The organism is Cryobacterium sp. Hb1 (assembly GCF_004403585.1).
Lineage (GTDB): Bacteria > Actinomycetota > Actinomycetes > Actinomycetales > Microbacteriaceae > Cryobacterium > Cryobacterium lyxosi.
Window position 1 is genome coordinate 231,923 of record NZ_SOHI01000008.1, and the last position, 23,498, is coordinate 255,420.

Sequence of the window (23,498 nt, forward strand, 5' to 3'; positions counted from 1 at the left end):
GTTATCTTTGATATACATGCAGACGCATTGAATTTTGGAGGATGGCATGCAGTTCGGAATCTTCACGGTCGGGGACAGGACCACCGATCCCACCACGGGCGACACCCCCACCGAGAACGCCCGGATCAAGGCCATGCTCACTATTGCGCAGAAGGTCGAGGAGGTGGGCCTCGACGTCTTCGCGACCGGCGAGCACCACAATCCGCCGTTCGTGCCGTCGTCGCCGACGACCCTGCTCGGCTACATTGCAGCGCAGACCCAACGCATCATCCTGTCGACCGCAACGACACTGATCACCACGAGCGACCCGGTGAAGATCGCCGAGGACTTCGCCATGCTCCAGCACGTCGCCGACGGCCGGGTGGACCTGACGCTCGGTCGTGGAAACACCGGCCCGGTCTACCCGTGGTTCGGAAAAGATATCCGCGAGGGCATCCCGCTGGCCCTTGAGAACTACGCCCTGCTCCGCCGGCTGTGGCGCGAGGATTTCGTCGACTGGGAAGGCCAGTTCCGCACCCCGCTGCACGGGTTCCAGTCCACCCCGCGGCCGCTCGACGGCGTACCGCCCTTTGTCTGGCACGGCAGCATCCGCAGCCCCGAAATCGCCGAGCAGGCCGCATACTACGGCGACGGTTTCTTCTCGAACCACATCTTCTGGCCCGCCTCGCACACCGCGAAAATGGTGCAGTACTACCGCCAACGTTTCGAGCACTACGGCCACGGCACGGCCGCACAGGCCATCGTCGGACTCGGCGGCCAGGTGTTCATGAGTAAGAACTCCCAGGACGCCAAACGGAGGTTCCGCCCCTACTTCGACAAAGCCCCGGTCTACGGCAATGGCCCGAGTATGGAGGACTTCACCGCGCAGACCCCGCTCACCGTGGGCAGCCCCCAGGAAGTCATCGACCGCACCCTCGGATTTCGCGACTACGTCGGTGACTACCAGCGCCAGCTCTGGCTGATGGACCACGCCGGCTTGCCGCTGAAGACCGTACTCGAGCAGCTCGACCTGCTCGGCGACGAGGTCGTTCCCGTTCTGCGCAGGGAATTCGCCAAGAACCGCCCGGCCGACGTACCGGATGGCCCCACTCACGAGTCCCTGCGTCTGGCCACCCTGGCTCCGGTTACTCCGGCGCGCTCGTAGCACTCGCGGCACTCGTTGCAGATGACGGCACCCCGAGGTCGGGGTGCCCGCTTCCCGGGTCAGTGCCGCGAGCGATGCCCCCGGTCAGCGGCCTTTCAGTTCGTCGACGATGAGCAGGTCGGGCCGCAGGTGCTCGGTCTCGTAGGCGGCCCGGCCCACCAGGTGCGCGGCCATCGGCGCTGTCATCGCCTGGAACACGACGATCGCGACAACGAGGGTCACGGTGCCGACCGAGAAATTGTTGATCGCAACATCCGTTGTCACGGCCATGAGACCGAAGATCTGTGGCTTGGTCGCCGCGTGCAGGCGCGATAATACGTCGGGAAAGCGGATGAGCCCGATTCCGGCGGCGAGGCACATGGTTGCGCTGGCGAGCACGAGAATCGCCGTGAGCACATCGTGCAGCATCGTGCTCATACACTCACCGCCAGCCGGCAAAACAATGGGGCACTCATGCGCTGTCCCGACCGGGCAGAAAGCGGGCGACGCTCAGCGACCCGAGTACCGCGAACAGGGCCAGTACGAGCAACACCGGCAGGTTGTCGGTGTGCCGGTTCAGGGCCATCTCCGCGCCGAGGGCGCAGATGACCGTCGCGACCAGCACGTCGGAGGCGATGACCCGGTCAAGCACGCTCGGGCCGACGACGATGCGATACACCGAGAGAAGCGCCGCGATCCCGAACATGATCGAAGCGACCACGGCCACAATCTGCAGAATCATGATGGTCCCTGTTCATTTTGGTCGGCGCCGCGAGCGGTGCGACGGTTGGCAGGCGGCACCCCGCGCATCCGCTCGACGTCTTCGCGTGAGCCGAACCCGCGCACAATACGCTGCTCGGTGTCGAGTACCTGCCGACGAAAACTCTCGATGTCAGCGGCGCTGTGCATGTCGAGCACGTGCAGATACAAAATAGAAGATTCCCGGTCGACGTCCACGACGATCGAGCCGGGCACGATCGACGTGGCCACGGCGGTCCAGGTGAGAATGAGGTCACTGCGGGTGTGCAGGCGAATCGCCAGGATTGCGTTGCTCGTGACCAGCTTCGGCTGGATCGCCAGCCAGGCCACGTCGATCGACGCCCGCACGATATCCAGAATGAGGCGCACGAAGAACACGACGGCGTGCAGCGGATGCACCCGACCGCTCAGTTGCACCGGCACCAGGTAGAACGCCACGGTCACCACGATGCCCACGACGAAAGCGACCAGCAGGTTGAGCCAGGAGAATTCGCCCCACAGCAGCATCCACAGCACGATCAGGGCGATCAGCGGCGGAATCTGGTTGCCCACGGCCTCGAGGCGTTCACGCGATGTGGTCACTTCGCGCCACCTTCGAAGTTGGTGCCCACGTTACTCTCGGCAATAAAACCGGTGCCGCTTGGAAACACGGCGTCGATGTACGTCGACGGCGAGCGGATATTGGCGGCTGCCCGAGTGGTGAAGTCGAAGATGGGCCCGGCGAACACCGTGAGAGCCAGGGTCAATACGAGCATAGAGGTGGTCGCCCCGATCATGAGCGGGGAGATCGTCTTCTTCAACACGATTCCCTCGTCGTGCGGGTCTTCCACGAGCGACACCGACATTGACGAGGGGTAATCCGTGACCTGCTGCTTCGGCCGCCAGAACGCCATGTTCCAGGTCCGAGCCAGGGCATACAGGGTGAGCAGCGAGGTGAGCGCCCCGACTCCGATCAGCACGTAGATGATCGGGTCGCCCACGATCGTGCCGGCCTGAAACAAAGCGATCTTGCCGAGAAAGCCCGAGAACGGCGGGATCCCTCCGAGGTTGAGGGCACCCAGGAAGAACAGGATGGCCACGAGCGGCGACGATCGCAGCAGCCCGCCGAGGCGCGAGAGCGACGTGGTGCCACCGACACGGTCGATCAGCCCCGTGGTGAGAAACAACGTCGTCTGCACAACGATGTGGTGCGCAACGTAGAAGATGGTCGCGGCAATAGCCAGCGGGGTGCCAATCGCGATACCGAACAGCATGTAGCCGATGTGGCTGACCAGGGTGAACGAGAGCAGCCGTTTGATGTCGGCCTGGGCGAGCGCACCAAGAATACCCACGAGCAGGGTCAGCGCGGCGACGATCATGAGCGGCGTCGAGAACTGGTTGTCGGGAAAAAACAAGGTCTGGGTGCGCAGGATCGCGTAGACACCGACCTTGGTAAGCAGCCCGGCGAACACCGCGGTGACCGGCGCCGGCGCCGTCGGGTAGGAGTCCGGCAGCCAGAATGACATCGGGAATACGGCCGCCTTCACCCCGAAGGCGACCAGCAACAACAGCCCCAGAATCAGCCGGATGTCGGCGGGGAGGTCGGGCATCCGCTCGGCGATCAAGGCGAGGGTGACAGTGCCGGTGGCGCCGTAGATCAGGGCGATCGCGCTGAGAAAGAGCATTGACGACACCAGGCTCACGACGATATAGGTGATGCCCACCCGAATGCGCGCGCCGGTGCCGCCGAGGGTCAGCAGCACATAACTGGCCGAGAGCAGCATCTCGAAACCGACGTACATCGAGAACAGGTCGCCGGCGACGAAGGCGTTGAACAATCCGGCGGCCAGCACGAGATAGGTGGGGTGAAAGATCGAGACCGGAGTCTCGGTGTCACCGTCGATGATGCCCTGGCCCACCGCAAACACCAGCACGCCGAGCAGCATGAGCGCCGAGATGAGCAGCATGAGCGCCGAGAGCCGATCGACGACGAGCACGATGCCCCACGGTGCCTCCCAACCGCCGACCTGCACCACGGCCGGGCCGAACCGGTCGACCAACACGAGCAGCACGGCGCTCATCACCGTGGCGGCGGTGAGGCTCAGCACGCTGACCAGCACCTGTAGGCGGCGGCGCCGACCGAGCATCAGCGCTACGGCCGCTCCGAGCAGCGGCAGGCAGACGATGAGGGGAACGAGCGCGGTCACCGCGCGTCCCCCCGGTTGGAAGCGGATGCGGCGGCCCGGCCGGCAGCATCCGTTTTGGTGGAGACGGTGTCTTCGTCGCTCGTCGCGCCGTCACCGCGCTCAAACTCGTCGATCGATTCGGCGACCGCGTCGTCGTCATCAGAGGAAGAACGAAAAGTGGCGTCGGCATCGTCGCTACTCTCGGTGGCGTGCTCGTCGGTGAGGGTGTCGCCCTCGTCGCCGAGCTGGGCCAGCCACCACGACCGATAGATGAGTGCGAGCAGCAGCGCGGTGATGCCGAAATTGATCACGATCGCGGTGAGCATGAGCACCTGCGGGATCGGGTCGACCATGTCTTCGACGCTCGTGCCGGTGACAATCGGTGAGCTGCCCGGCCGGCCGCTCATGATGAAGATGAGCAGGTTGGTGGCATTGCCGACCAATAGAAAGCCGATCAGCACCCGGGTGAGGCTGCGTTCAAGCATCACGTAGACGCCGGCCGCGTACATGACGGCCATCACGATGACGAGGGTCAGGGAGGCGCTCATCGGGTGACCTGCTCGGGAGTTGTCGTGGATGCGCCCTCGGGAGCGGTGTCCGGCGGCGGACCGATCTCGTCATTGTCACTTTGCCGATCAATCTCGCTGCCGAGACTGCGCAGAATGTCGTAGGTCAGGCCGATGACGACGAGGTAGACACCGATGTCAAAGATGGTCGAGGTGCCAAACGACAGGTCGCCGAGCACAGGCACGGTCGCCGTGAAGTAAGCCGATTCAAGCGGCAGGCCGTTGAAGAACAGCGAGACGACGGCCATACCCACGGCGAGGATGACGCCGAAGCCGAGAAGCTTGCCCGGGTCGATCGGGGCCGCTTCACTGAGCTCGTAGCGTCCGCCGGCGAGATACCGGGCCACGAGCGCCAGGCCCGCCAGCAGTCCCCCGGCGAAGCCGCCGCCGGGCAGGTTGTGGCCGGCGAAGAGCAGGTAGATCGACACGATCATGGCGGGGTGGAAGAGCAGCCGCACGAGCACTTCGATGAGAATTGACCGGCTGCGCGGATCATTTTTACGCCCGGCGAGTAGGAAAGCCTGCCGGGTGACGGCGTGGCCCTCGCTCGAGAGTTCGGGGTCGGCGACGACTCGACGGCGGTTGGCCGCCGAGCGCAGGCTGCGGGATTCCTTCAGTCGCGGCACGACCGCATTGCGACCCGAGACGAACAGCAGGCTCGCCACGCCGGTCGCCACGACGATGAGCACCGATACCTCGCCCATGGTGTCCCAGGCGCGTATGTCGACGAGCATCACGTTGACGATGTTGTCGCCGTGACCGTCTTCGACCGACAATCGGGGCAGCGCGCCGGTGATGCTGTCGAATTGGCGGGCGCCGAGCGCGATGAAGCCGATTGTTCCCATGACCAGGCCCACGAGGCTGCCGATCAGCAGGCGGCGTTTGGGGCGCACCGGTTTGTTGTGCTGGGCGATGTTTGCGGGCAGGCGGCGCAGTACAAGCACGAAAATCACGAGGGTGATCGATTCCACCAGCGCCTGGGTTAGGGCGAGGTCGGGCGCGCCGTGAAAAGCGAACAGGGCGACGAGGCCGTAACCGGTGACACCGGCAAGGATGACCGCGGTCATCCGCTGCCCGACCCGCGCCGCCATGACCGCGCAGATGGCCATGATCAGTGCAATCAGCACTTGGCCGGGGTAGTCCCACCACACGATTGTGTCGGGCCAGGTGCGGTTGACGAAGGCTGCAAAGCCGAGGGTGAGCACGAAAACGGTGAGGATGGTGCCGAGGTATTGCGGGAGCCCGCCACGCTGGGCAAAATGGGTGACCCGGGCTGCAAGATGGTCGACACCGCGAATGGCTTTGCCGTAGCCGCGGCCCGCATCGATAACGTCAGGCACCTTGGCCTGCAGTCGCAATACTTTGCGGCGAGCGCGGAACATGAGAGCTCCGAGCAGCAGGACAACCGCGCTCAGGTACAGGGCCGGTTCCAGCCCATGCCAGAGCGCCAGGTGATACGGCGGTTCGGTCAGGCTGCCGACACCCGGCACCGTGTCAGCGTAGGGCGTGAGCAACGGGTCGAGCACCGAGGCGAACAGACCAAGGCCGATGGTCGCCACCGTGAGCACACCGGGGGCGAGTAGCGTGTCCCACGGACTCGCGTGCAGCACTGTGGCCGGCTGCTTCTTGCGCGTTTTGAAAGCGCCCCAGAAGAAACGGATGCTGTAGGCCACGGTGAGAACGGATCCAACGGCCGTGCCGATCAGCGCCGCGTAACCCCAGCCGGAACCGCCGACACCGGCGTCGAGTAGTGAGGTGAACACGGCTTCCTTGGCGACGAAACCCAAGAGCGGCGGCAGGCCTGCCATCGATGCGACCGCCACGAACGCGATGACGGCCAGCGCCGGGGCGCTGCGACCGACGCCGCTGAGTTTGCGCCAGTCGCGGGTGCCTGCCCGGTGGTCGATGATCCCGACCACGAGAAAGAGTGTGGCTTTGTACAAGGCGTGCGCCAGCAGCAGAGCGGCGCCGGCGAGCGCGGTGTCGCGGGTGTTGAACCCGATTGCGATCATGAGAAAGCCGAGCTGGCTGACCGTGCCGTAGGCCAGCAGCAGCTTGAGGTCATATTGGCGCAGCGCCCGCCAGGCCCCGACGATCATGGTCCAGACGCCGAAGGTGACGAGCACCGGCAGCCAGCCGTCGCTGTCGGCGTAGCCGGGGGCGAGACGGGCGACGATGTAGATGCCGGCCTTGACCATGGCGGCGGCGTGCAGGTAGGCGCTGACCGGGGTCGGCGCGGCCATCGCGGCGGGCAGCCAGAAGTGGAACGGCACGAGGGCACTCTTGGAAAGCGCCCCAACCAAAATGAGCAGAATCGCCCAGGTGCCCATCTGGGTGGTCACCGGGTTCGCCACGATGTACGCGAGGCTCGTCGTACCGGAAGCGACCGAGATCATCACGACGCCGACCAGCATCACCAGGCCGCCGAAGGTCGTCACGATCAGGGCCTGCAGGGCGGCGCCGCGGCTCTCGCGTTTGTGCGTGTAATGCCCGATCAGCAGGTAGGAGAGCACGCTCGTGATCTCCCAGAACATGAACATGACCACCAGGTCGTCGGCGGTGACCAGCCCGTACATGGTGCCCGCGAAGGCGAGCAACAGCGCGGCGAAACGACCGAGGCTGGGTTCTTGATCGGTGAAGTAGCGGGCGCAATAGACCAGTACGAGGGCGCCGATGCCCGTGACGACGAGGGCGAGCAACCAGGCCAGGGTATCGACCCGAAAAGAGAGGCTGATGCCGAGCTGCGGAATCCACGGTATCGACTGGGTTACGGCCCCGCCCGCGGTGACCGTGGCCGTCTGGGTGAGCGTGTAGGCAAAGGCACCGGCCGGCAGCAGGGCGATCAGGTAGAAGACGCGGGTACCCAGGTACCGGGTGAGCCCGGGCGTCAGTACCGACAAGACGATGAACGCGAGGAGGAATGGAACCATGCGTCCTCCAGGCTTGTTAGGTCGGGCTTGTCAGGTCAGGGCGTGATCCCCAATTCTACCCGCCGACCGGCGCTCCGGACCGGGAAGTGCAATTCCGGCGCATCTCGCTGCCGAGCACATCGGACCGCGGGGTAGGGTTACGTTATCCACCCGGCCGACGTCGCTCGCCGCTAGATGCGAGCGAACTGACCGTTTCCGGCCACTTTCCGCGATACTCTCGACCGTTTCTTCGAACGCATTGTTTTCGTTCTGAAAAAGTTGCCCGTGAGCGTCCAGCCAACGAAATCGAGCACCGTTGTGAGCCCCACCCGCGGCCAGAAGCCCTCCTCCACCCCCGCGCCGGGTACCTCGACGTCTGAGCCACACGGACACCACGACCACGCAAATCCGCCCGGAGAGACCCCCTTCGAGCACATCGAAGACGCCCTGAGCGTGCACGAAGATGACGCGCTGCATAAGGGACTGAAGTCTCGCCACGTACAGATGATTGCGATCGGCGGAGCGATCGGAACCGGGTTGTTCCTCGGTGCTGGCGGACGCCTGGCCAGCGCCGGTCCCGCCCTGGTATTCATCTATGCAATCTGCGGCTTCTTCGCCTTTCTCATTTTGCGGGCGCTCGGTGAACTGGTGCTGCACCGTCCGAGTTCCGGCTCCTTCGTGTCATACGCACGCGAGTTCTTCGGCGAGAAGACGGCTTTCGTGACCGGCTGGCTGTACTGGCTGAACTGGGCTATGACAGCCATCGTCGACGTGACAGCGGTTGCGCTGTATATGAACTTCTTCGCCACCTACTGGGCACCGTTCGGTTCGGTGCCGCAGTGGCTGTATGCCCTCGCGGCTCTCAGCCTGGTCATGTTCCTGAACCTCCTCTCGGTCAAGGTGTTCGGGGAGATGGAATTCTGGTTCGCGCTCATCAAGGTGCTCGCGATCGTTGCGTTCCTGATCGTGGGAACCTGGATGGTGATTTTCGGCACGCCGCTGGACGGCGCCACGGCTGGGTTTGCGCTGATCGGTGAAAACGGGGGCTGGCTGCCCAACGGGCTGATCGCATCCGTTTTGGTCGTACAGGGCGTCGTCTTTGCCTACGCTTCGATCGAGCTGGTCGGCACGACAGCGGGCGAGACGAAGAACCCCGAAAAGGTGATGCCGAAGGCGATCAATACGGTCATCATTCGCATCGCGGTGTTCTACGTGGGCTCGATCCTGCTGCTCTCACTGCTGTTGCCCTACACGGCCTACAAGGCGGGCGAGAGCCCGTTCGTCACTTTTTTTGCCACGATCGGGGTCGATGGCGTCGACGTGATCATGAACCTCGTCGTGCTCACAGCGGCGTTGTCCTCGCTCAACGCTGGTTTATATTCCACTGGACGCATACTTCGGTCGATGTCGCTCGCCGGTTCGGCGCCGCGCTTCGCGGGCAAGATCAGCCGCAACGGGGTGCCGTTCGGCGGCATCCTGCTGACCGGTGCCGTAACGCTGCTCGGCGTCGGACTCAACGCCATCGTGCCCGACAATGCCTTCGAGATCGTGCTCAACATGGCTGCGATCGGCATCGTGAGCGCTTGGGGCATGATCGTGCTGTGCCAGCTTCGACTGCAAGCCTGGGCCAAACGCGGCATTCTGGTGCGCCCGGTGTTCCGCATGCCGTGGGCGCCATACTCCGGCTACGTGACGCTCGTGTTCCTGGTCGGAGTGCTCGTATTGATGGCATTCGACTGGCCGGTCGGCACGCTCACGATCAGCTCGCTCGTGCTCATCATTCCGGGACTGATGATCGGCTGGTATGCCTGCCGCGGCCGCATTCTCGAGATCGCAGCGGCCCGCGAGGGCTTCACCGGCCACGTGCCGGTCATCGCCAACCGTCCGTTGTCCGACCGACCCCGCCATTAGCCATCCGCTTTCTCTGAGCAACGCGCCGCTCGTCGTTTGGTCGCTGCGGCGTTCAGCTGCTGCCGCGTTCAGCTGCGGCGGCGGGTCGCCATGCGGTCGGTAATGATCACGAGCACCAGCGCCACGACCAGCACCCCGACGTAGACGATCGGCACCATTTCGAGCCCGACGCTGTCAATCAGCACCGCGCCGAGCAGTGCGCCGCCGCCGATGCCAGCGTTGAACGCGGTGGTGTAGAAGGCACTTGCAGTATCGCGGATATGCGGCGACGCGGCGTGCAGCATCCGCGTTTGCATGAGCGGGGGCAGCATGCCGAACACCATGCCCCAGAGCACGAACGCGGCGATCGCGACGGGCAGGGTCGCCGTGAACAGGGCGAGCAGGCTCACGCTGACGGCGCTCGCGGCGAGGCCCAGAACCAGGCCGAGGCTCGGTCGGGAACCGAAAACCGTGCCGACGAGCAGCAATCCGACAGCACCGGCCACGCCATAGGCGAAGAGCAGCGGGGCCAGGAGAACGGGGTCGACGCCGAGCCCGTCGAGCAGGAACGGCGTGATGTATGTGTAGAAACTGTAGTGGCCGATCATCGTGATGCCGGTGATGCTGCAGATCAACACCACCGCCGGTATAGTCGCGTCCCGACGGTTTTTCGTTGCCGATTTGGTCGGGTCAGCGGATGCCGATGCGCCCGTAGAGTGCCGCGCCACCGGTGGCAGAAACTTCCAGACCAGTACCGCACCGACGAGCATCAGGGCGGCGAGCACGACGAAAGAGAGCCGCCAGCCGAGCAGATGCCCGCCCGCGGTGCCGAGCGGAACCCCGAAGACGAAGGCGAGCGTGCCGCCCGCGACCGTGATGGAAACCGCGCGACCGATCTGCGCCTTCGGCACGAGGTGGGCAGCGTAGGCGCCGACAACCGACCAGAACAAGCCGTGCGCGACGCCGCCGAGCACTCGGGCGGCAACGACGAACTCGTAGGTCGGAGCGATGGCGGTGAGGATATTGCTCACCGCGAAGATGATGAGCACGACGATGATCAGGCCGTGGCGCGGAAAGCGGCGGGTCCAAATTGCGACCGGGGCGCTCGTGAGCACGACCGTGAAGGCGAACCACGAGACGAGAAGCCCGATTTGCGACTGGGCGACGCCCAGACTGCCGCTCATTTCAGGGAGCAGGCCCGTCGGCAACATTTCGCTCGTGACTGAAAGAAATACGGCGGCCGACAGGGTGATCAATCCGACCCAGGGAAACGGAGGTTCACTCGCGCGGATGCGGGCGGGACGCACGACGGGGATCGACCCGGTGGGCAGAAAAATATTGGCTGTATTGGTCATGTCTGCATTCATGCTGAGAGTCGAAGCCGACCGGTGGGACCATGCACACCGAGGTCAAAACCACTCGACTGCGCGCCGACGTGCGCGCCCGGGGCCGGCTTGTTCAGTACGACCAACGGGTAGTCTACCCACACGAGGTGAGGCGGCAGGTTGGTCGGACCACGGCATCCACTTGACCGCGCGGTATTCTGAGGTAATGACTTCTTCCACCCCACATCACTGGGTTATCACGCTGGTCTGCGCCGACCAGCCCGGAATCGTTCACGCGGTCAGCGGCGCGATCGTGCAGGCGCAGGGCAATATCTCCGAGAGCCAGCAGTTCTCCAGTGATGACACCGGGCGGTTTTTCATGCGGCTGCAGGTGCAGTCGCCGGCGACCCGGCCCGAGCTCGAAGCGGCGCTCGCACCCGTGATCGAACGCTACGCGATGGCGTCGATCATCGATGTCGTCGGGCGTCCGCTGCGCACGCTCGTGCTCGCCTCGTCGGCCGGCCACTGCGTGAACGACCTGCTGTTTCGCCAGCGTGGCGGGCAGTTGCCGGTCGAGATTCCGCTCGTGCTGAGCAATCACGGCACGCTGCGCGACCTGGTCGGGTTTTACGGCGTTCCGTTCGAGTCGTTGCCGATAACGGATGCCGCCAGCAAGGCCGCTTTCGAGGCCCGCGTCATCGACGCTGTCGACGAGCTCGATATCGAACTCGTCGTGCTCGCCCGCTATATGCAGATTCTCTCGCCCGAACTGTGCGCTCGGCTCAACGGTCGGGCGATCAACATTCACCACTCGTTCCTGCCGGGGTTCAAGGGAGCCAACCCGTACCGCCAGGCGCACGCACGCGGCGTGAAGCTGATTGGGGCGACGGCGCACTTCGTGACCGGCGACCTCGATGAGGGACCGATCATCGAGCAGAACGTGGTGCGGGTCGATCATTCGCGCACCCCGACGGAGCTGGTGTCGATCGGACAAGACGAGGAGAGCCGCACACTGACCCAGGCGGTGAAGTGGTTTGCCGAGAACCGGGTACTGCTCGACGGGGCGCGAACGATCATCTTCAAGTAACCGCGCGGGTTCGCGGGCCCACCTTCTGGCCCGGGGCCCGGTTTCTATCCTGGGCCCAGGGTCCAGGCCCGGGCCCGGGCCGCGGGAGCGGAGGGCATCGCTAAGCTTGACGGGTGACAGATACGCGCGGACTCCCGAAAATCGGCCCCAACGACATGCTTCGGTTCGTGCTCGAACTCTTCGCCTTCATCAGCCTCGGATTCTGGGGCTTCGTCGCCTGGCCACTCCCCTGGCCCGGCATCTTGTTCGGCCTCGCCACCCCGGCTTTCGCGATTCTGGTCTGGGCCCTGTTCCGGTCCCCGAAGGCCGTGTTCCGCCTCGATCCCTTCGGTAAGGCCTTCATCGAGATCGCCATCTTCGGCGCAGCCGCGATCGCCTGGTGGGACCTCGGCTTCCCCATCATCACCGTGGTCTTCGCCATCGTCGCCACGGTGAGCGGCGTCATCTCGGGTCGAAAAGAACTCCGCTAGCCAGCTCGAGAGCGAAAAGTACCTGTGGGAATGGGCACTTCGCACAGTCGCGGCAGGCTACAAGACGGCGCCCAGCCATGCCACCGCGGCGGCAACATCCGTTTCGGCAATGCCATGGCCACCAGGGCGCAGCTCCTGCTGCACCTGCGCGCCGCGCGCTTCGAGCAACGTCACGAGTTTCTGAACGCTCGGCAGCGGTGCCATCGGATCGCTGCGCCCGTTCAGGAGCAGCAGAGCGGATGCCGCCAGCTCGCTCCCGGCGACCCGCGCGTCAGGTTTTGCATTCGATACAGCCCAGTCGAGCGGATGCATGCCAGAGAACGCGATCACGCGCGGCACCACCGCGGGGTGTAACAGCGCCGTCGCAAGTGCGATGTTGGCGCCGTTCGAGAATCCGACGGCGACCAGCGAGCGGTCACCCAATTCGTAGTGGTCGCGCGCCCAGACCAAAAATCCGGCCAGCTCGTCGGCTCGGCGAACCACGTCGTCGGTGTCGAAGACACCCTCTGACAGGCGCCGGAACCAGCGGTTCATACCGTTCTCCTGCACGCGACCGCGCGGGGCGAGCACGGCGGCGTTTCGATCGAGCGCCGCGGCCAGACCACTGACCTGTTGTTCATCGCCGCCGGTACCGTGCAGCATCAGCAGCACGGGCGCTGAGACAGAACCGGGCCGGAATAGGTGCGGCCACTGGGCATTCTCGTTCACGGCGCTCATTCGGCCGGTCCGCTCGACGTGTGCGCGGCGACGCTCATTCGGTGACCAAGGCGGCAGCCGAAACCGGCGCCGCAGCATCCGCTGCCCCGGGGTTGTTCCCGGGCGGCAGAGTGATCGGCAGGACCGCATTCTCAATGGCCTCGCGGCTCGGCTCGAGCCACGGCGGAAGCTTGAGCGACCGGCCGAGCTCGAGGAGCGGCTCGTCAATGTCGAATCCGGGGGTGTCGGTGGCGATTTCGAACAGTACGCCACCGGGTTCGCGAAAGTAGATCGAGGTAAAGTACTGGCGGTCGAGAATGGCGGTCACGCTGTAGCCGCGGTCCGCGAGCTGCTCACGCCATTCGACCTGGGTGGCCCGGTCAGGCACCCGGAAGGCCACGTGGTGCACGCTGCCGCCGGCGGTCAAACCGGGCTCCTTCGTGGAGTCGGCCAGCACGTCGACGAGGTTGCCGGGCGCGCCATCGCCGGCGCCCACGCGAATGCGGCCCGCCGTTTCACTGATGATATGCATGCCCAGGTCGGCCGTGAGCACCTGCACGGTCTTCGCCGGGTCGGCCACGGTAAGCACGGAGGAGTGTTGCCCGCGCACCGCGAACTCGGCGGGAACGGATGCGGAATCCCAGGGATTACGCGGATCCACCGTCGACGACGCCACCAGATCCAGCTGCAGCCCGTCCGGGTCGCGCAGTGAGAGCCGCTCCTCGTGGGAGGAGCGCCCGGTCACGTCGGACTCCACGCCGAGCTTTGCGAAGTGGTCCTTCCACCAGCCGATGCTGCCGGCCGGAACCGAGAACGCGGTCGTGGTCGATTGGCCGGCGCCGATGCGACCGCTCCGAATACCGGTCCAGGGAAAGAAGGTGAGCAGCGAGCCGGGTCGGCCGGAATCGTCGCCGTAGTAGAGGTGATAGGTTCCCGGGTCATCGAAGTTCACGGTTTTCTTGACGAGGCGCAGGCCGAGCCCGGTTACGTAGAAGTCGATGTTGCCCTGTGGGGCGCCCGCGATCGCGGTGACATGGTGCAGTCCTGTGGTCTGGACGGTCATGAGGTCCTCTCTTTTGCAAATCAAACGTTCGATATTCATGCAAACGCATGCATGTCGGGTTTCATTCCCAAATTCTCAGAGGCGCCGTTCCGCCGGCATCCGCACTGCATAGATGGCCGCGATGACGAGGAAAATCCCGCCGACCGCGAACCCGGCCGAGAACGAGAAGGTGTCAACGAGCAGGCCCGCGACGAGCGGACCGACGATCGCACCGGCATCCGCGCACATGGAGAACACCGACACCGGGCGGCCCCCGTGGGCACCGGCGGCATCGCCTACGGCTGCGGCCGGCGCCGTGCCCATGAACGCGGCGGCGACTCCGTAGACGCAGAGCAGGGCGCCGAGAACCCAGATATTCGGTGAGAATGATATTGCCACAATCGCGAGTCCGGCGACAGTGAAGGCCCCGATGATGGCCGGTCTACGCCCAACGGTGTCGACAAAGCGGGCGGCCGGAGCGAGGGCGAGGGCCTGGGCCACGGCGGCGGCGGCGAGGGCGATTCCGGTCCACGAACTCGTTCCGCCGAGAACCACGACGACGAACAGGGGAATGAGTGTCGTGCGCACGCCGAGCGAGGTCCAGCCTTGGGCAAAGTTGGCGATGCAGGCCGCGCGAAACCGCTCATCGCGCAGCACGGTGCGAAACGGCGTGCGCACGGCAGATGCGTCGCCTCCGGCCAGCGCGCCGCTTCGCCCGCCCGAACGCAACAGAAACAGCCCGACCAGGCCAGCCACGGTGAGGGTACCAGCGTAGAAGAAGAAGGGCGCCGTCAGGGAGATCGTGGCGAGCAGGCTGCCGATCGCCGGGCCGGCCATGCCGCCGATGAGAAATCCGCCCTGATAGAAGCCGATCGCGCGGGCCCGTCGGCCCGGTTCCGCCGTGCGCAGCAACAGCGTCATCGCCGACACCGAGAACATGGCTGAGCCGATACCGCCCGCGCCGCGCAGCAGCAGCAGTTGCAGGTAGCTGTCCGCGGCGCCGACCAGGCCACTGGACAGGGCCACGATTCCGATGCCGATTGCCAGCACGGCGCGCTCCCCCGCCCAGTCGATCAGGCGCCCGCAGACCGGACTGAACACGAAACGCATGAGCGCGAAAGCCGAGACGACCGCCCCGACCTCGAGGTTGCCCACCCCGAAACTCTGCACATAGACCGGAAGCACCGGAACGACAACGCCGAACCCCACCATCACGAAGAAGGCAATGACGCCGAGCACGATCACGTCGCGATTCAAACGGGGCTTCGAGCTCGTGCTGCCCGGGTTTAATTCGGGTACAGCGGATGCCCGGCGTCGCCCCCGCATCCATTCCGCCACTCGCATCCCTCCAGCCTAAGCCGCCCCGCACCTCGCCCCCGCACCTCGCCCCGTGCCGAGCCCGGGCCCACCTTTTGTCCATGGGCCCAGTTTCTAACCTGGGCCCACGGACCGGGCCCGGGCCCCGTCCAGAGAAAGAGAGACGGGGCCCGGGGTGAGGGTGAGCGGCGGGACTACCGCACGATCAGCAGGGAACGCGCCGGGCTCGTCGCGGCCGCGACCACGTCGTTGCCGGCGTAGTGCCCGACGACCTTGTACAGGCCACGACCGAGCTTCGGCAGCGTGATGCTGCCGCGCCCGTTCGCGTCGAGCGCCACGGTGAACCGGCGCTTATCGACTGTCACGGTCGCCATGTCGCCGACCGCCCCCTTGCTGGTGACCGTAACGGACACCGTGACCCGGCTGGAGAAGAAGACGGCCCGGTGGTTGATACTCAGGGCAACCTTCGCGGCATACTTCACGACGACCCCGGCCGACGTCGCCTCGGCACTAGGCCCGCCGGGTACCGTGGCGGTCACCACCACGGTCAATGTGGTTCCGGCGAGCGCCTTGGTCGGTGTGAAGGTCGCCGAGGTAGCACCGGCGATGTCGACGCCGTTGCTCTGCCACTGGTAGCCGAAGGCGAGGCCCTCGGTGTTCCACTGGCCGGGGTCAGCGGTCAGTACCGACCCGATCTCTGCCGTACCCGACACGTTGGGCGCCACCGTGTTCACCGGGGCATCCGTTTGGCCTCCCTGGCTGGCAGCCACGGTGAGGATCGTCGACGCAGCACTGTCGCCATAGTCGACCACACCGAGGTACGGCGTGTTCGGCACGAGGCCGGCCCAGCTCAGCGTGTACGTGATCGGAACGCCCTGCGGTCCCTGGATCGCGGGCGGGGTCGCTGTGAATCCATTGCTGGGCTCCCCCGACGAGACCGAGAAGGTGTTCACATCGAACGCGGTCGAACCGGAGAACACGTCAACGACCACCTGGTAGAAACCGGCCTCGGGGTCGTTCAGGTCGATGTGCTCGTCGGCCGACCCGGTGGCCGACTGCCAGCCGGCCACCGGGTCGCCACCGGGGCCGTCGAGCAACAGCACGAACAGGTCGAGGTCGGTTGAATCATCGACGGCGTTCAGATCGAACCGGGCCAGCCGGCCTTCCTGAATCTCCACCTCGTAGGTGAACTGATCGCCGGTCGTGCCCACATTGGTGTGCGGGCTGGACGGGTTTTCGGCGTTGTCCTGATGTACCCCGTTGGCGAGGCCGGCGAGGTTCAGCGCCACGGGCTCTGAACCGCCTGGGGCCACGGTCACGTCGACCGTGCCGTCCACTCCGGCGCCAGCCACCTCGGTCGGGGCGACGACAGTGACCGGACGAATGGCGATTGGGCTGTGCACTACGTCGAAGAAGTCGCCCGGGTCACCCGAGCCACCGTTTCCGAAGCCCCAGTCCAGCGCTCCGGTCGTGTACACGTCGAGCGGAGCATCCGTTCGCGTGAACGTCACCGTGTAACTCTGCTTTTCACCGACCGCACCGAACGTCATCTCGGCCGGCGAAACGACAGCGTTGATGCCGGGAATCACGATCGGCAGGGCCGTGTATGTGCCGACCCGCACTGCGGTGACCGTGCGGGTGATCGTTTCGGGCGCGGTCAACGCTCCGATCTGAATCGACGGCAGGTTCAGGTTGCTCGCATCGATCGGCTCTACGCCGGCATCGAATCCGATTCCCTGCAGGTAGGCCAGCCAGTCGGCCGGGCCGCTCTGGTAGACCAGGCCGGGATAATCGAAGGACGAGGGATTGACCTGTCCAGCACCCTGCGCGAACGGGTCGGTCACCCGGTCACCGTTGGCGTCGACCGTGTCCTTCGCGGTTGTCATCATGACTGATTTAATCTCGGACGGAGTCGCGAGCGGCCGAAAGCCCAGAATGAGCGCGGCGAGACCGGCGATATGCGGGCTGGCCATGGAGGTACCCGACAGAAACTCGAACGTCGGGTCGGCCCCGGCCGCGTTGGCGCCGTCGGCCAGGATGCTGACACCGGGTGCAGCAATATCGGGCTTGAGCAGGTCGCCACCATCGGCGGTAACCGGTCCACGGGAGGAGAACCCGGCCACCTGGGGCACCGGAGTCTGCGTGGCGGTGCTGTTGTCAGGCGTGAACGTGACCGTTGCGCCATCTGATGCCGAGTACGCGAAGACCGGATCGAAGGCGTTCGCATCCAGGTGGACGCTCGGCACGGAGTGCTCATCGGTGTCAACGTCAGCCGGTGTGCGGTTGACCAGCAGCATTCCGCTGCCGCCGGCCCGAAGTACTTCGGCCGACTTGGCCACTCGGTCGTAGACGCCGCGCTGGCAGAACACAATTGCGCCTGCCACCTTGACCGGGTCGAGTGAATCCGGCGCGCAGAGCAGCGCGTCGGCCGGGTCGAAGCCGTTCACCGATACGAGGTCGGCCCGCACGAGATCACCGGAGAGCGGGGTAGCTCCCGGCGTGCGGTCAACGGTGATCGAGGCACCGACGTATTGTGAGCCGTCACCCAGAGTGGCCGTCGCCTCATAGGACGGGATCGTGCTCGCAGCGACCGTGGTGATCCACGGTGATGCGTTGTCGAGGGTCGACGGCGTGGGTCCGGCATTGCCGGCAGAAGCGGCCACGAAGATGCCAGCTGCCGCCGCCCCGAGGAAGGCCTGGTCGGTGGGTGAGAACGTAGTCTGGGCCGGGCCGCCGCCGATCGAGTAGTTGATCACGTCGACGCCGTCGGAGATGGCCTGGTCGACGGCACGCAGAATATCGGTGTCCGTGCATCCGTCATCGGTCGTGACCGAGTTGTCGGGGCCGGACCAGCACACCTTGTAGGCGGCGATCTTGGCGGCCGGAGCCACACCGGAAATGTTACCGAAGTCGACGCCGTTCAGATTCGCGGCAACGTCGACGTTTCCGCCGGCGGTGCTCGCGGTGTGCGAACCGTGGCCGTCACCATCGCGCGGGGAGACATATTCACCCGTTGACGCGTCTCCGATCTGGCCGGCACCGAATCCGTCGAGAAAGTAACGCGCGCTGATCACCTTGGTGCTGCAGGCATCCGCTGTGAACTGTTCACCCGTCTGGCAGGTGCCGGTAAAGGTGGTCCCGTCGGCTTTGTTCATGGTGATCGTGTCGCCATCGAGCCACGGCTCATCACCGGGTGTCGTACCGAGCGATGAGCCGGCAAAGGAGGGGTTTTCCGGGGCGATGCCGGTGTCGAGCACGCCGATCACCACGCCCTTGCCGGCCTCACTCGATCCGCCCAGCTTGGACCACAGTCCGGTCGGCCCGCTCAGCCGCAAAAAGTCGGTCGATGACTCGGCGGTCACGTGACGGAGGGCGTCGGGCACAACCGACACCACGTTCTTCTTGATAGCGAGAGCTGCCGCCTGTTTGCCGGTCAACTGAGCGGCGAATCCGTTCACCGCGAGCGTGTAGGAATACGCCACCGTGGCGTCAACGGATGCTGCTACCTCACTCTGCAGTCGGGTGAGATAGTCCTTGTAGGTCTCGGCCGAGCGGCTTTGCGCGTCGAGCTTAGCTCCCGCATCCGGCATGGTCGCCGAGAAACCGTTGACCCCACCCTGGTACAGCGCGACAGCCTGGTCGCTGAGGGTCACGATGTAGCGTCCGGCGGTGAAGTCCATCCGTTGTCCGCCGGGAGCGGCGATGCTGCCGTACAGGCCGGTCGCAGTGGGGGCAGCGCCGGCGGGCAGGGTGCCGCCGATGAGTACTGAAGCGCCCACCAGGGCGACGGTGACGGTGGCCGCAATTGTGGCGCGGCGACGTGTGCGGGATGTTGGCGCCGGGTTCAGCGCTGAATCCGGCGCAGACATCGTGCGCCTAAAGAAAGAACTCACGTTGGTGTCCAATCCGATAAGGGTGCGAGGTGGTCTCGTTCCACAGCAGGAACGGTTCGCTGTTCCGATGCGCGGGACAGTTCGCTGGTGACCGTAGCGCGCTGACCGCCCTGCGGATAGGGGTATTCCGCAGGTACGTCAGGCAGTGGTGCGCGCCGGCGCGCACGCAAACGCGCCGCAGCATCCGCTTCGAAACGGATGCTGCGGCGCGCGCCTGGCCCTCGCCCCGGCTACCGCACAATCAGCGTGCGCGGCTTGCTCGTCGCCGCGGCCACGAGGTCGCTGCCCGCATACTCCGCGGTCGCCGTGTAGGTGCCGCGGTTTAGGTCGGTCAGGGTGAGCGACCCCCGCCCCATCTGATCGAGGGCGATGTCGTAGCTCTGGTCATCGACCAGAACCTGCACCGTCCCGAGCTGTGCTGAGCGCGGGGCGTCGGTCTGCACCGACACCTCGAATTTCACGCCCGTCGAATGCGGATTGGCCCTCGAATCAATCTTGAGGTCAACCGTGGCACCGTACCTCACAACGACCCCGGCCGAGGTGGCCGTGCCTGCCGGCAACCCGTCGGCCCGTGCCGTCACGACCACGGTGAGCATCGTGCCGCCGAGTGAGTTGGTCGGCGTGTAGTCGGCTTTGGTGGCCTTCTTTATATCGCGACCATCGGTCTGCCATTGAAAGGAGTACTCCACCCCGGCGACATCCCACAGACCGGGGTCGGCGGTCAATTTCTGGCCTACCACCGCGGTGCCCTCGATCGACGGCAGGGCCGTGTTCACGGGCGCCACCGGTTCGGGCGCTGCTCCGCTTTCGACCGACACGACCGTTGACACCGAGCTGGTGCCATAGCCGACGAGCCCGAGATACCCGGTCTCGGGCGTCAAGCCAGACCAGGACAGCGAGTACGTTGCTGTAACGCCCTGCTGGCCCAAAATGACCGGCGGGTCGGCCGCGAACGACCCAGCATTGGCACCGGCGAGCACCGAGTAGGTGTTGACGTCGAACGCCGTCGTTCCGCTGTAGACCGACGCGATCACCTGGTAGAAGCCGGCCTCCGGAGAGACCAGGTCGATCCGTTCATCGGCCGATCCGGTCGCGGACTGCCAGCCGGCGACCGGAGCGCCGCCGTCGCCGTCCAGGCGGTAAACGATCAGGTCGAGGTCGGCGGTCTCATCGAGCGCATCGAGGTCGAACCGGGCGAGCTCGGTACCCTTGGGCACCTCCACCTGGTAGCGGAACTCCTCGCCGGCGGTGCCGGTTCCGGTGGTCGGGCTTGACGGGTCGGCAGCGTCGGGCTGGTGCAGTCCGGCCGCGAGGCCGATCAGGTTGAGTGCCACGTCCCCGGTGGCCCCGGGGGTGATCGACACGTCGACCGAACCATCCACCCCGGTGCCGTCCGCGGTGGCGGGGGCGACGAGCGTCACCGGCTGGATGGCGACGGGGCTGTGCACAACAGTGCCCGCGCCGCTCACCCAGTTGAGCGAGCCGGTCGAGAACTCGTCGAGCGGTGCATCCGTTCGGGTGAAGGTGACGGTGTAACTGGCCGATTCATCCGCGGCACCAAAGCTCAGGGTGCTGGGCGAGACCACCGCGTCGATGCCCGGCACCGTTACCGGCTGGGCGGTGAAGGTGCCGGCCTCGGTGCTCGTGACGGTGCGGGTGATGGTTTCCGGCGCGGTCAGTGACCCGATCGCGATGGAGGCCAGGTTGAGGTTACTCGGGTCCACCGGGTCGGCGCCGACGTCATAGCCGATGCCTTGAATGTAGGAGTACCAGTCCGCCGTGTCGTTCAGGTAGAGCAGGCCCGGTTCGAACATCGCTGTCGGGTCGACGTGGCCGGCCCCCTGGGTGAACGGGTCCGTGACGGCGATGCCGTTAGAGTCGACCGTGTCGTAGGCGCTCGTCATCAGGGCCGACTTGATCTCGCCCGGAGTGGCGAGTGGTCGTTCACCGAGGTACAGCGCGGCGAGTCCGGCAATCTGCGGACTCGACATCGATGTACCCGAGAGGAACTGCCAGGTCGGCGCGCCACCTTGGGCGTTGGGACCGTCGGCCAGGATGGCCACGCCGGGTGCGGTCACGTCGGGCTTGAGAATGTCACTGCCGTCGGCGAGTACCGGTCCGCGGGAGGAGAACCCGGCCACCTGCGGAGTCGGCGGCGTATAGCTGGTGGTGTTGCCATCGGTGAACACGACGGATGCGCCGGCGCTGCCCGCGTAGCCAAACGCCGCGTCCCAGTACGGGGCGTCGAGGTGAACGGTGGGCACGGCGTGCTCGTCGGTGTCGACCGAGCCGGGCACACGGTTCACCAGGAGCATGCCGATGCCACCGGCTCTCAGCACCTCGGCCGATTTCGCTACCCGGCCATAGACACCGCGTTCACAGAACACGACGACGCCGGCAACTTGCGCGGCGTCGAGCGAATCGGGGCCGCAGAGCCTGGCATCAGCCGGGTCGTGGCCGGCGACGGCAACGAGGTCACCGCGCACGAGCGGAGCGGCCAGCGGGGTAGCGCCCGGGGTGCGGTCAACCGAGATCGATCCGCCCGCGTACGCTGTGCCGTCGCCGAAGGTCGCGGTGGCCTCGTAGCCGGGGATGGTGCTCGCTGCGACCGTGGTGATCCACGGGGCGGCATTGTCGAGCGTGGACGCACCGGGACCGGAGTTGCCGGCCGAGGCCGCCACGAAGATGCCGGCGGCAGCGGCGCCGAGGAAAGCCTGGTCGGTCGGGGAGACCGTGGTGTCGGCCGCTCCACCGCCGATCGAGTAGTTCAGCACGTCGACGTTGTCGGCGACCGCCTGGTTGATGCCGGCCAGCAGGTCGGAGGTGGCGCAGCCGTCGTCGGTGGACCGCGTCGGGTCGGGGCCGGACCAGCACACCTTATAGGCGGCGATCTTCGCCGCCGGGGCGACACCCGAGATGAGTCCGTAATCGAGTCCGCTGATGATCGCGGCCACGTCGTGGTTGCCGCCGGCGGTGCTTGCGGTGTGCGAGCCATGGCCGTTGCCATCTCGCGGTGATAGGTATTCGCCGGTGCCTGCAAAGCCGATACGATCGGCTCCGAAGCCGGTCACGAAGTAGCGCGCACCAACAATCTTGGTGCTGCAGTCGCTCGGGGCAAACTGCACCCCGGTGACGCACTCGCCGGTGAAGGTGGCGCCGTCGCTCTTGGTCATGGTGATCGTGTCACCGTCGAGGTAGGGAGCGCTGCCGGCCGTGCTGCCGAGCGCGTCACCGGCGAAGGAGGGGTTCTCCGGTGCGAGGCCGGTATCGAGCACACCGATGACGACGCCCGCGCCCGCGGTATCGGTGCCACCGGTGTCGGCCCAGACGCCGTCATCGCCGGAGAGTCCGAGAAAGTCGGTCGACGGGGTCGCTGTCACGTGCTTGAGCTCGTCGGGAGTGATGGCCACGACGTCCTTCTCGGCCGAGAGCGCCGCGGCCTGCTCGGCGGTCAGTTCGGCGGCGAACCCGTTGAGGGCGAGCGTGTATGAGTAGTCGATCGTGGCATCAACGGATGCCGCCACCTTCCTCTGCTTGCCGCCCAGATAGTCGGAATAGCTCGCCGAGGCGCGACTGCGCGGGTCGAGGCGGGCGCCGGCATCCGGGGTGGTCGGGGCGAACCCGTAAACGCCTCCGGTGTAGGTGGCGACAGCATCGTCAGCCAGGGTCACAATGTAGCGACCATCGGTGAAGTCGGTGGCCGATGCGGCGATGCCGGCGCCGATGCTACCGCCAAGGCCCGGGGCCATCGGGGCGGCTGCGGCGCCACTCACGCCAACGAGGGCGCTGGCGACGACCAGGGTCATGGTGACACCGAGCGCCATCACTCCGCGTCCCCGGGGCTGCGCGAGCGTTTGGTAGGTGGCGAAGCGAGGAGCGAAATGCGGGCTTTCGGGCGGGAGTGCGATTCGCCTGAAGTGTGATTTCACGTGCGTGTCCAATCCGATCGGAGTGCGCTGGCCGCTCTGCCCCATTTAGGGGCAGAGCGTGATCGTGAACGTATCGCACGAACCCAGCCCCCGTACAGTGCGCAGATTGCTCGGTAACACGATCGTTACCTGGGCGAGTGCACAGTCCGGGTCGTTCCAAGCTCCCGAATCAGACCGGTCTGTCTACTGCTGGGTGTACCGGCCTGTCCGTTTCTTCGCGCGTTTCGGCAGCGGCCGACGCCGCCGCTCCGTCCGCCACCCGGATACACCCGCGACCGGCATCCACTCGCAAATGCACAAAGGCCCCGACCAGGACTGGTCAGGGCC

The 23,498-nt window shown here is 65.8% G+C and carries 16 protein-coding genes; 4 read left to right on the forward strand and 12 right to left on the reverse strand.

Annotation, left to right across the window (positions count from 1 at the left end; genetic code table 11):
* The first annotated feature begins 46 nt into the window (after positions 1–46).
* Positions 47–1,144, forward strand: a complete 1,098-nt coding sequence (locus tag E3T38_RS02980; RefSeq protein WP_134546069.1) for an LLM class flavin-dependent oxidoreductase — start codon at positions 47–49, stop codon at positions 1,142–1,144.
* 84 nt (positions 1,145–1,228) lie between these two features.
* Here the strand turns inward: E3T38_RS02980 and mnhG are convergent, their stop codons facing one another.
* Genes mnhG through E3T38_RS03010 form a run of 6 tightly spaced genes read right to left on the reverse strand, consistent with a single transcriptional unit; the run spans position 1,229 to position 7,543 of the window.
* Entirely contained in the window at positions 1,229–1,561 is a 333-nt protein-coding gene (gene mnhG, locus E3T38_RS02985; protein ID WP_134546071.1) for a monovalent cation/H(+) antiporter subunit G, read from the reverse strand.
* 34 nt (positions 1,562–1,595) lie between these two features.
* Entirely contained in the window at positions 1,596–1,865 is a 270-nt protein-coding gene (locus E3T38_RS02990) for a monovalent cation/H+ antiporter complex subunit F (protein ID WP_174775206.1), read from the reverse strand.
* Positions 1,862–2,464, reverse strand: a complete 603-nt coding sequence (locus E3T38_RS02995; RefSeq protein WP_134546073.1) for a Na+/H+ antiporter subunit E — start codon at positions 2,462–2,464, stop codon at positions 1,862–1,864. Before E3T38_RS02995 ends, E3T38_RS02990 begins: the two co-directional genes overlap by 4 nt.
* A complete protein-coding gene (locus E3T38_RS03000) occupies positions 2,461–4,068 on the reverse strand; it encodes a Na+/H+ antiporter subunit D (RefSeq protein ID WP_134546075.1) in 1,608 nt (535 codons plus the stop codon). Before E3T38_RS03000 ends, E3T38_RS02995 begins: the two co-directional genes overlap by 4 nt.
* Positions 4,065–4,595, reverse strand: coding sequence for a sodium:proton antiporter (locus tag E3T38_RS03005; protein WP_134546077.1), 531 nt, complete (start codon positions 4,593–4,595; stop codon positions 4,065–4,067). The genes E3T38_RS03000 and E3T38_RS03005 overlap by 4 nt, the downstream gene beginning before the upstream one ends.
* Positions 4,592–7,543, reverse strand: coding sequence for a Na+/H+ antiporter subunit A (locus tag E3T38_RS03010; protein ID WP_134546079.1), 2,952 nt, complete (start codon positions 7,541–7,543; stop codon positions 4,592–4,594). Before E3T38_RS03010 ends, E3T38_RS03005 begins: the two co-directional genes overlap by 4 nt.
* A 414-nt stretch (positions 7,544–7,957) precedes the next feature.
* Between E3T38_RS03010 and E3T38_RS03015 the strand changes: the two genes are divergently transcribed.
* Complete coding sequence (locus E3T38_RS03015) at positions 7,958–9,433, forward strand: amino acid permease (protein WP_241984281.1); 1,476 nt, start codon at positions 7,958–7,960, stop codon at positions 9,431–9,433.
* A 68-nt stretch (positions 9,434–9,501) separates the two neighbouring features.
* Here the strand turns inward: E3T38_RS03015 and E3T38_RS03020 are convergent, their stop codons facing one another.
* On the reverse strand, positions 9,502–10,767 hold the full coding sequence (locus E3T38_RS03020; protein WP_134546081.1) for an MFS transporter: 1,266 nt from the start codon (positions 10,765–10,767) through the stop codon (positions 9,502–9,504).
* 196 nt (positions 10,768–10,963) lie between these two features.
* On the opposite strand from E3T38_RS03020, the gene purU reads away from it, so the two are divergent.
* Both purU and E3T38_RS03030 read left to right on the forward strand, forming a co-directional pair.
* The gene (gene purU / locus E3T38_RS03025) at positions 10,964–11,824 is read left to right on the forward strand and encodes a formyltetrahydrofolate deformylase (protein ID WP_104200381.1); all 861 of its coding nucleotides are present in this window, start codon (positions 10,964–10,966) and stop codon (positions 11,822–11,824) included.
* Positions 11,825–11,937: 113 nt separating this feature from the next.
* Positions 11,938–12,294, forward strand: a complete 357-nt coding sequence (locus E3T38_RS03030; RefSeq protein ID WP_241984263.1) for a YrdB family protein — start codon at positions 11,938–11,940, stop codon at positions 12,292–12,294.
* A 57-nt stretch (positions 12,295–12,351) separates the two neighbouring features.
* Here the strand turns inward: E3T38_RS03030 and E3T38_RS03035 are convergent, their stop codons facing one another.
* The 5 genes from E3T38_RS03035 to E3T38_RS03055 all read right to left on the reverse strand — a co-directional run bounded on the left by E3T38_RS03035 (position 12,352) and on the right by E3T38_RS03055 (position 23,066).
* Positions 12,352–13,011, reverse strand: a complete 660-nt coding sequence (locus E3T38_RS03035; RefSeq protein ID WP_134546082.1) for an alpha/beta hydrolase — start codon at positions 13,009–13,011, stop codon at positions 12,352–12,354.
* 34 nt (positions 13,012–13,045) lie between these two features.
* Complete coding sequence (locus E3T38_RS03040; protein WP_134546084.1) at positions 13,046–14,053, reverse strand: ring-cleaving dioxygenase; 1,008 nt, start codon at positions 14,051–14,053, stop codon at positions 13,046–13,048.
* Positions 14,054–14,128: 75 nt separating this feature from the next.
* On the reverse strand, positions 14,129–15,376 hold the full coding sequence (locus E3T38_RS03045; protein WP_241984264.1) for an MFS transporter: 1,248 nt from the start codon (positions 15,374–15,376) through the stop codon (positions 14,129–14,131).
* 167 nt (positions 15,377–15,543) lie between these two features.
* Complete coding sequence (locus tag E3T38_RS03050; protein WP_134546086.1) at positions 15,544–19,218, reverse strand: S8 family serine peptidase; 3,675 nt, start codon at positions 19,216–19,218, stop codon at positions 15,544–15,546.
* Positions 19,219–19,472: 254 nt separating this feature from the next.
* Positions 19,473–23,066, reverse strand: coding sequence for a S8 family serine peptidase (locus tag E3T38_RS03055; protein WP_134546433.1), 3,594 nt, complete (start codon positions 23,064–23,066; stop codon positions 19,473–19,475).
* Positions 23,067–23,498 lie beyond the last annotated feature (432 nt).

Coding starts and splice junctions, on each gene's coding strand:
- E3T38_RS02980 (WP_134546069.1), top strand. CDS start 47: ATGCAGTTCGGAATCTTCACGGTCGGGGACAGGACCACCGATCCCACC.
- mnhG (WP_134546071.1), bottom strand. CDS start 1,561: ATGAGCACGATGCTGCACGATGTGCTCACGGCGATTCTCGTGCTCGCC.
- E3T38_RS02990 (WP_174775206.1), bottom strand. CDS start 1,865: ATGATTCTGCAGATTGTGGCCGTGGTCGCTTCGATCATGTTCGGGATC.
- E3T38_RS03005 (WP_134546077.1), bottom strand. CDS start 4,595: ATGAGCGCCTCCCTGACCCTCGTCATCGTGATGGCCGTCATGTACGCG.
- E3T38_RS03010 (WP_134546079.1), bottom strand. CDS start 7,543: ATGGTTCCATTCCTCCTCGCGTTCATCGTCTTGTCGGTACTGACGCCC.
- E3T38_RS03020 (WP_134546081.1), bottom strand. CDS start 10,767: ATGACCAATACAGCCAATATTTTTCTGCCCACCGGGTCGATCCCCGTC.
- purU (WP_104200381.1), top strand. CDS start 10,964: ATGACTTCTTCCACCCCACATCACTGGGTTATCACGCTGGTCTGCGCC.
- E3T38_RS03035 (WP_134546082.1), bottom strand. CDS start 13,011: ATGAGCGCCGTGAACGAGAATGCCCAGTGGCCGCACCTATTCCGGCCC.
- E3T38_RS03040 (WP_134546084.1), bottom strand. CDS start 14,053: ATGACCGTCCAGACCACAGGACTGCACCATGTCACCGCGATCGCGGGC.
- E3T38_RS03045 (WP_241984264.1), bottom strand. CDS start 15,376: ATGCGAGTGGCGGAATGGATGCGGGGGCGACGCCGGGCATCCGCTGTA.
- E3T38_RS03050 (WP_134546086.1), bottom strand. CDS start 19,218: ATGTCTGCGCCGGATTCAGCGCTGAACCCGGCGCCAACATCCCGCACA.
- E3T38_RS03055 (WP_134546433.1), bottom strand. CDS start 23,066: ATGGCGCTCGGTGTCACCATGACCCTGGTCGTCGCCAGCGCCCTCGTT.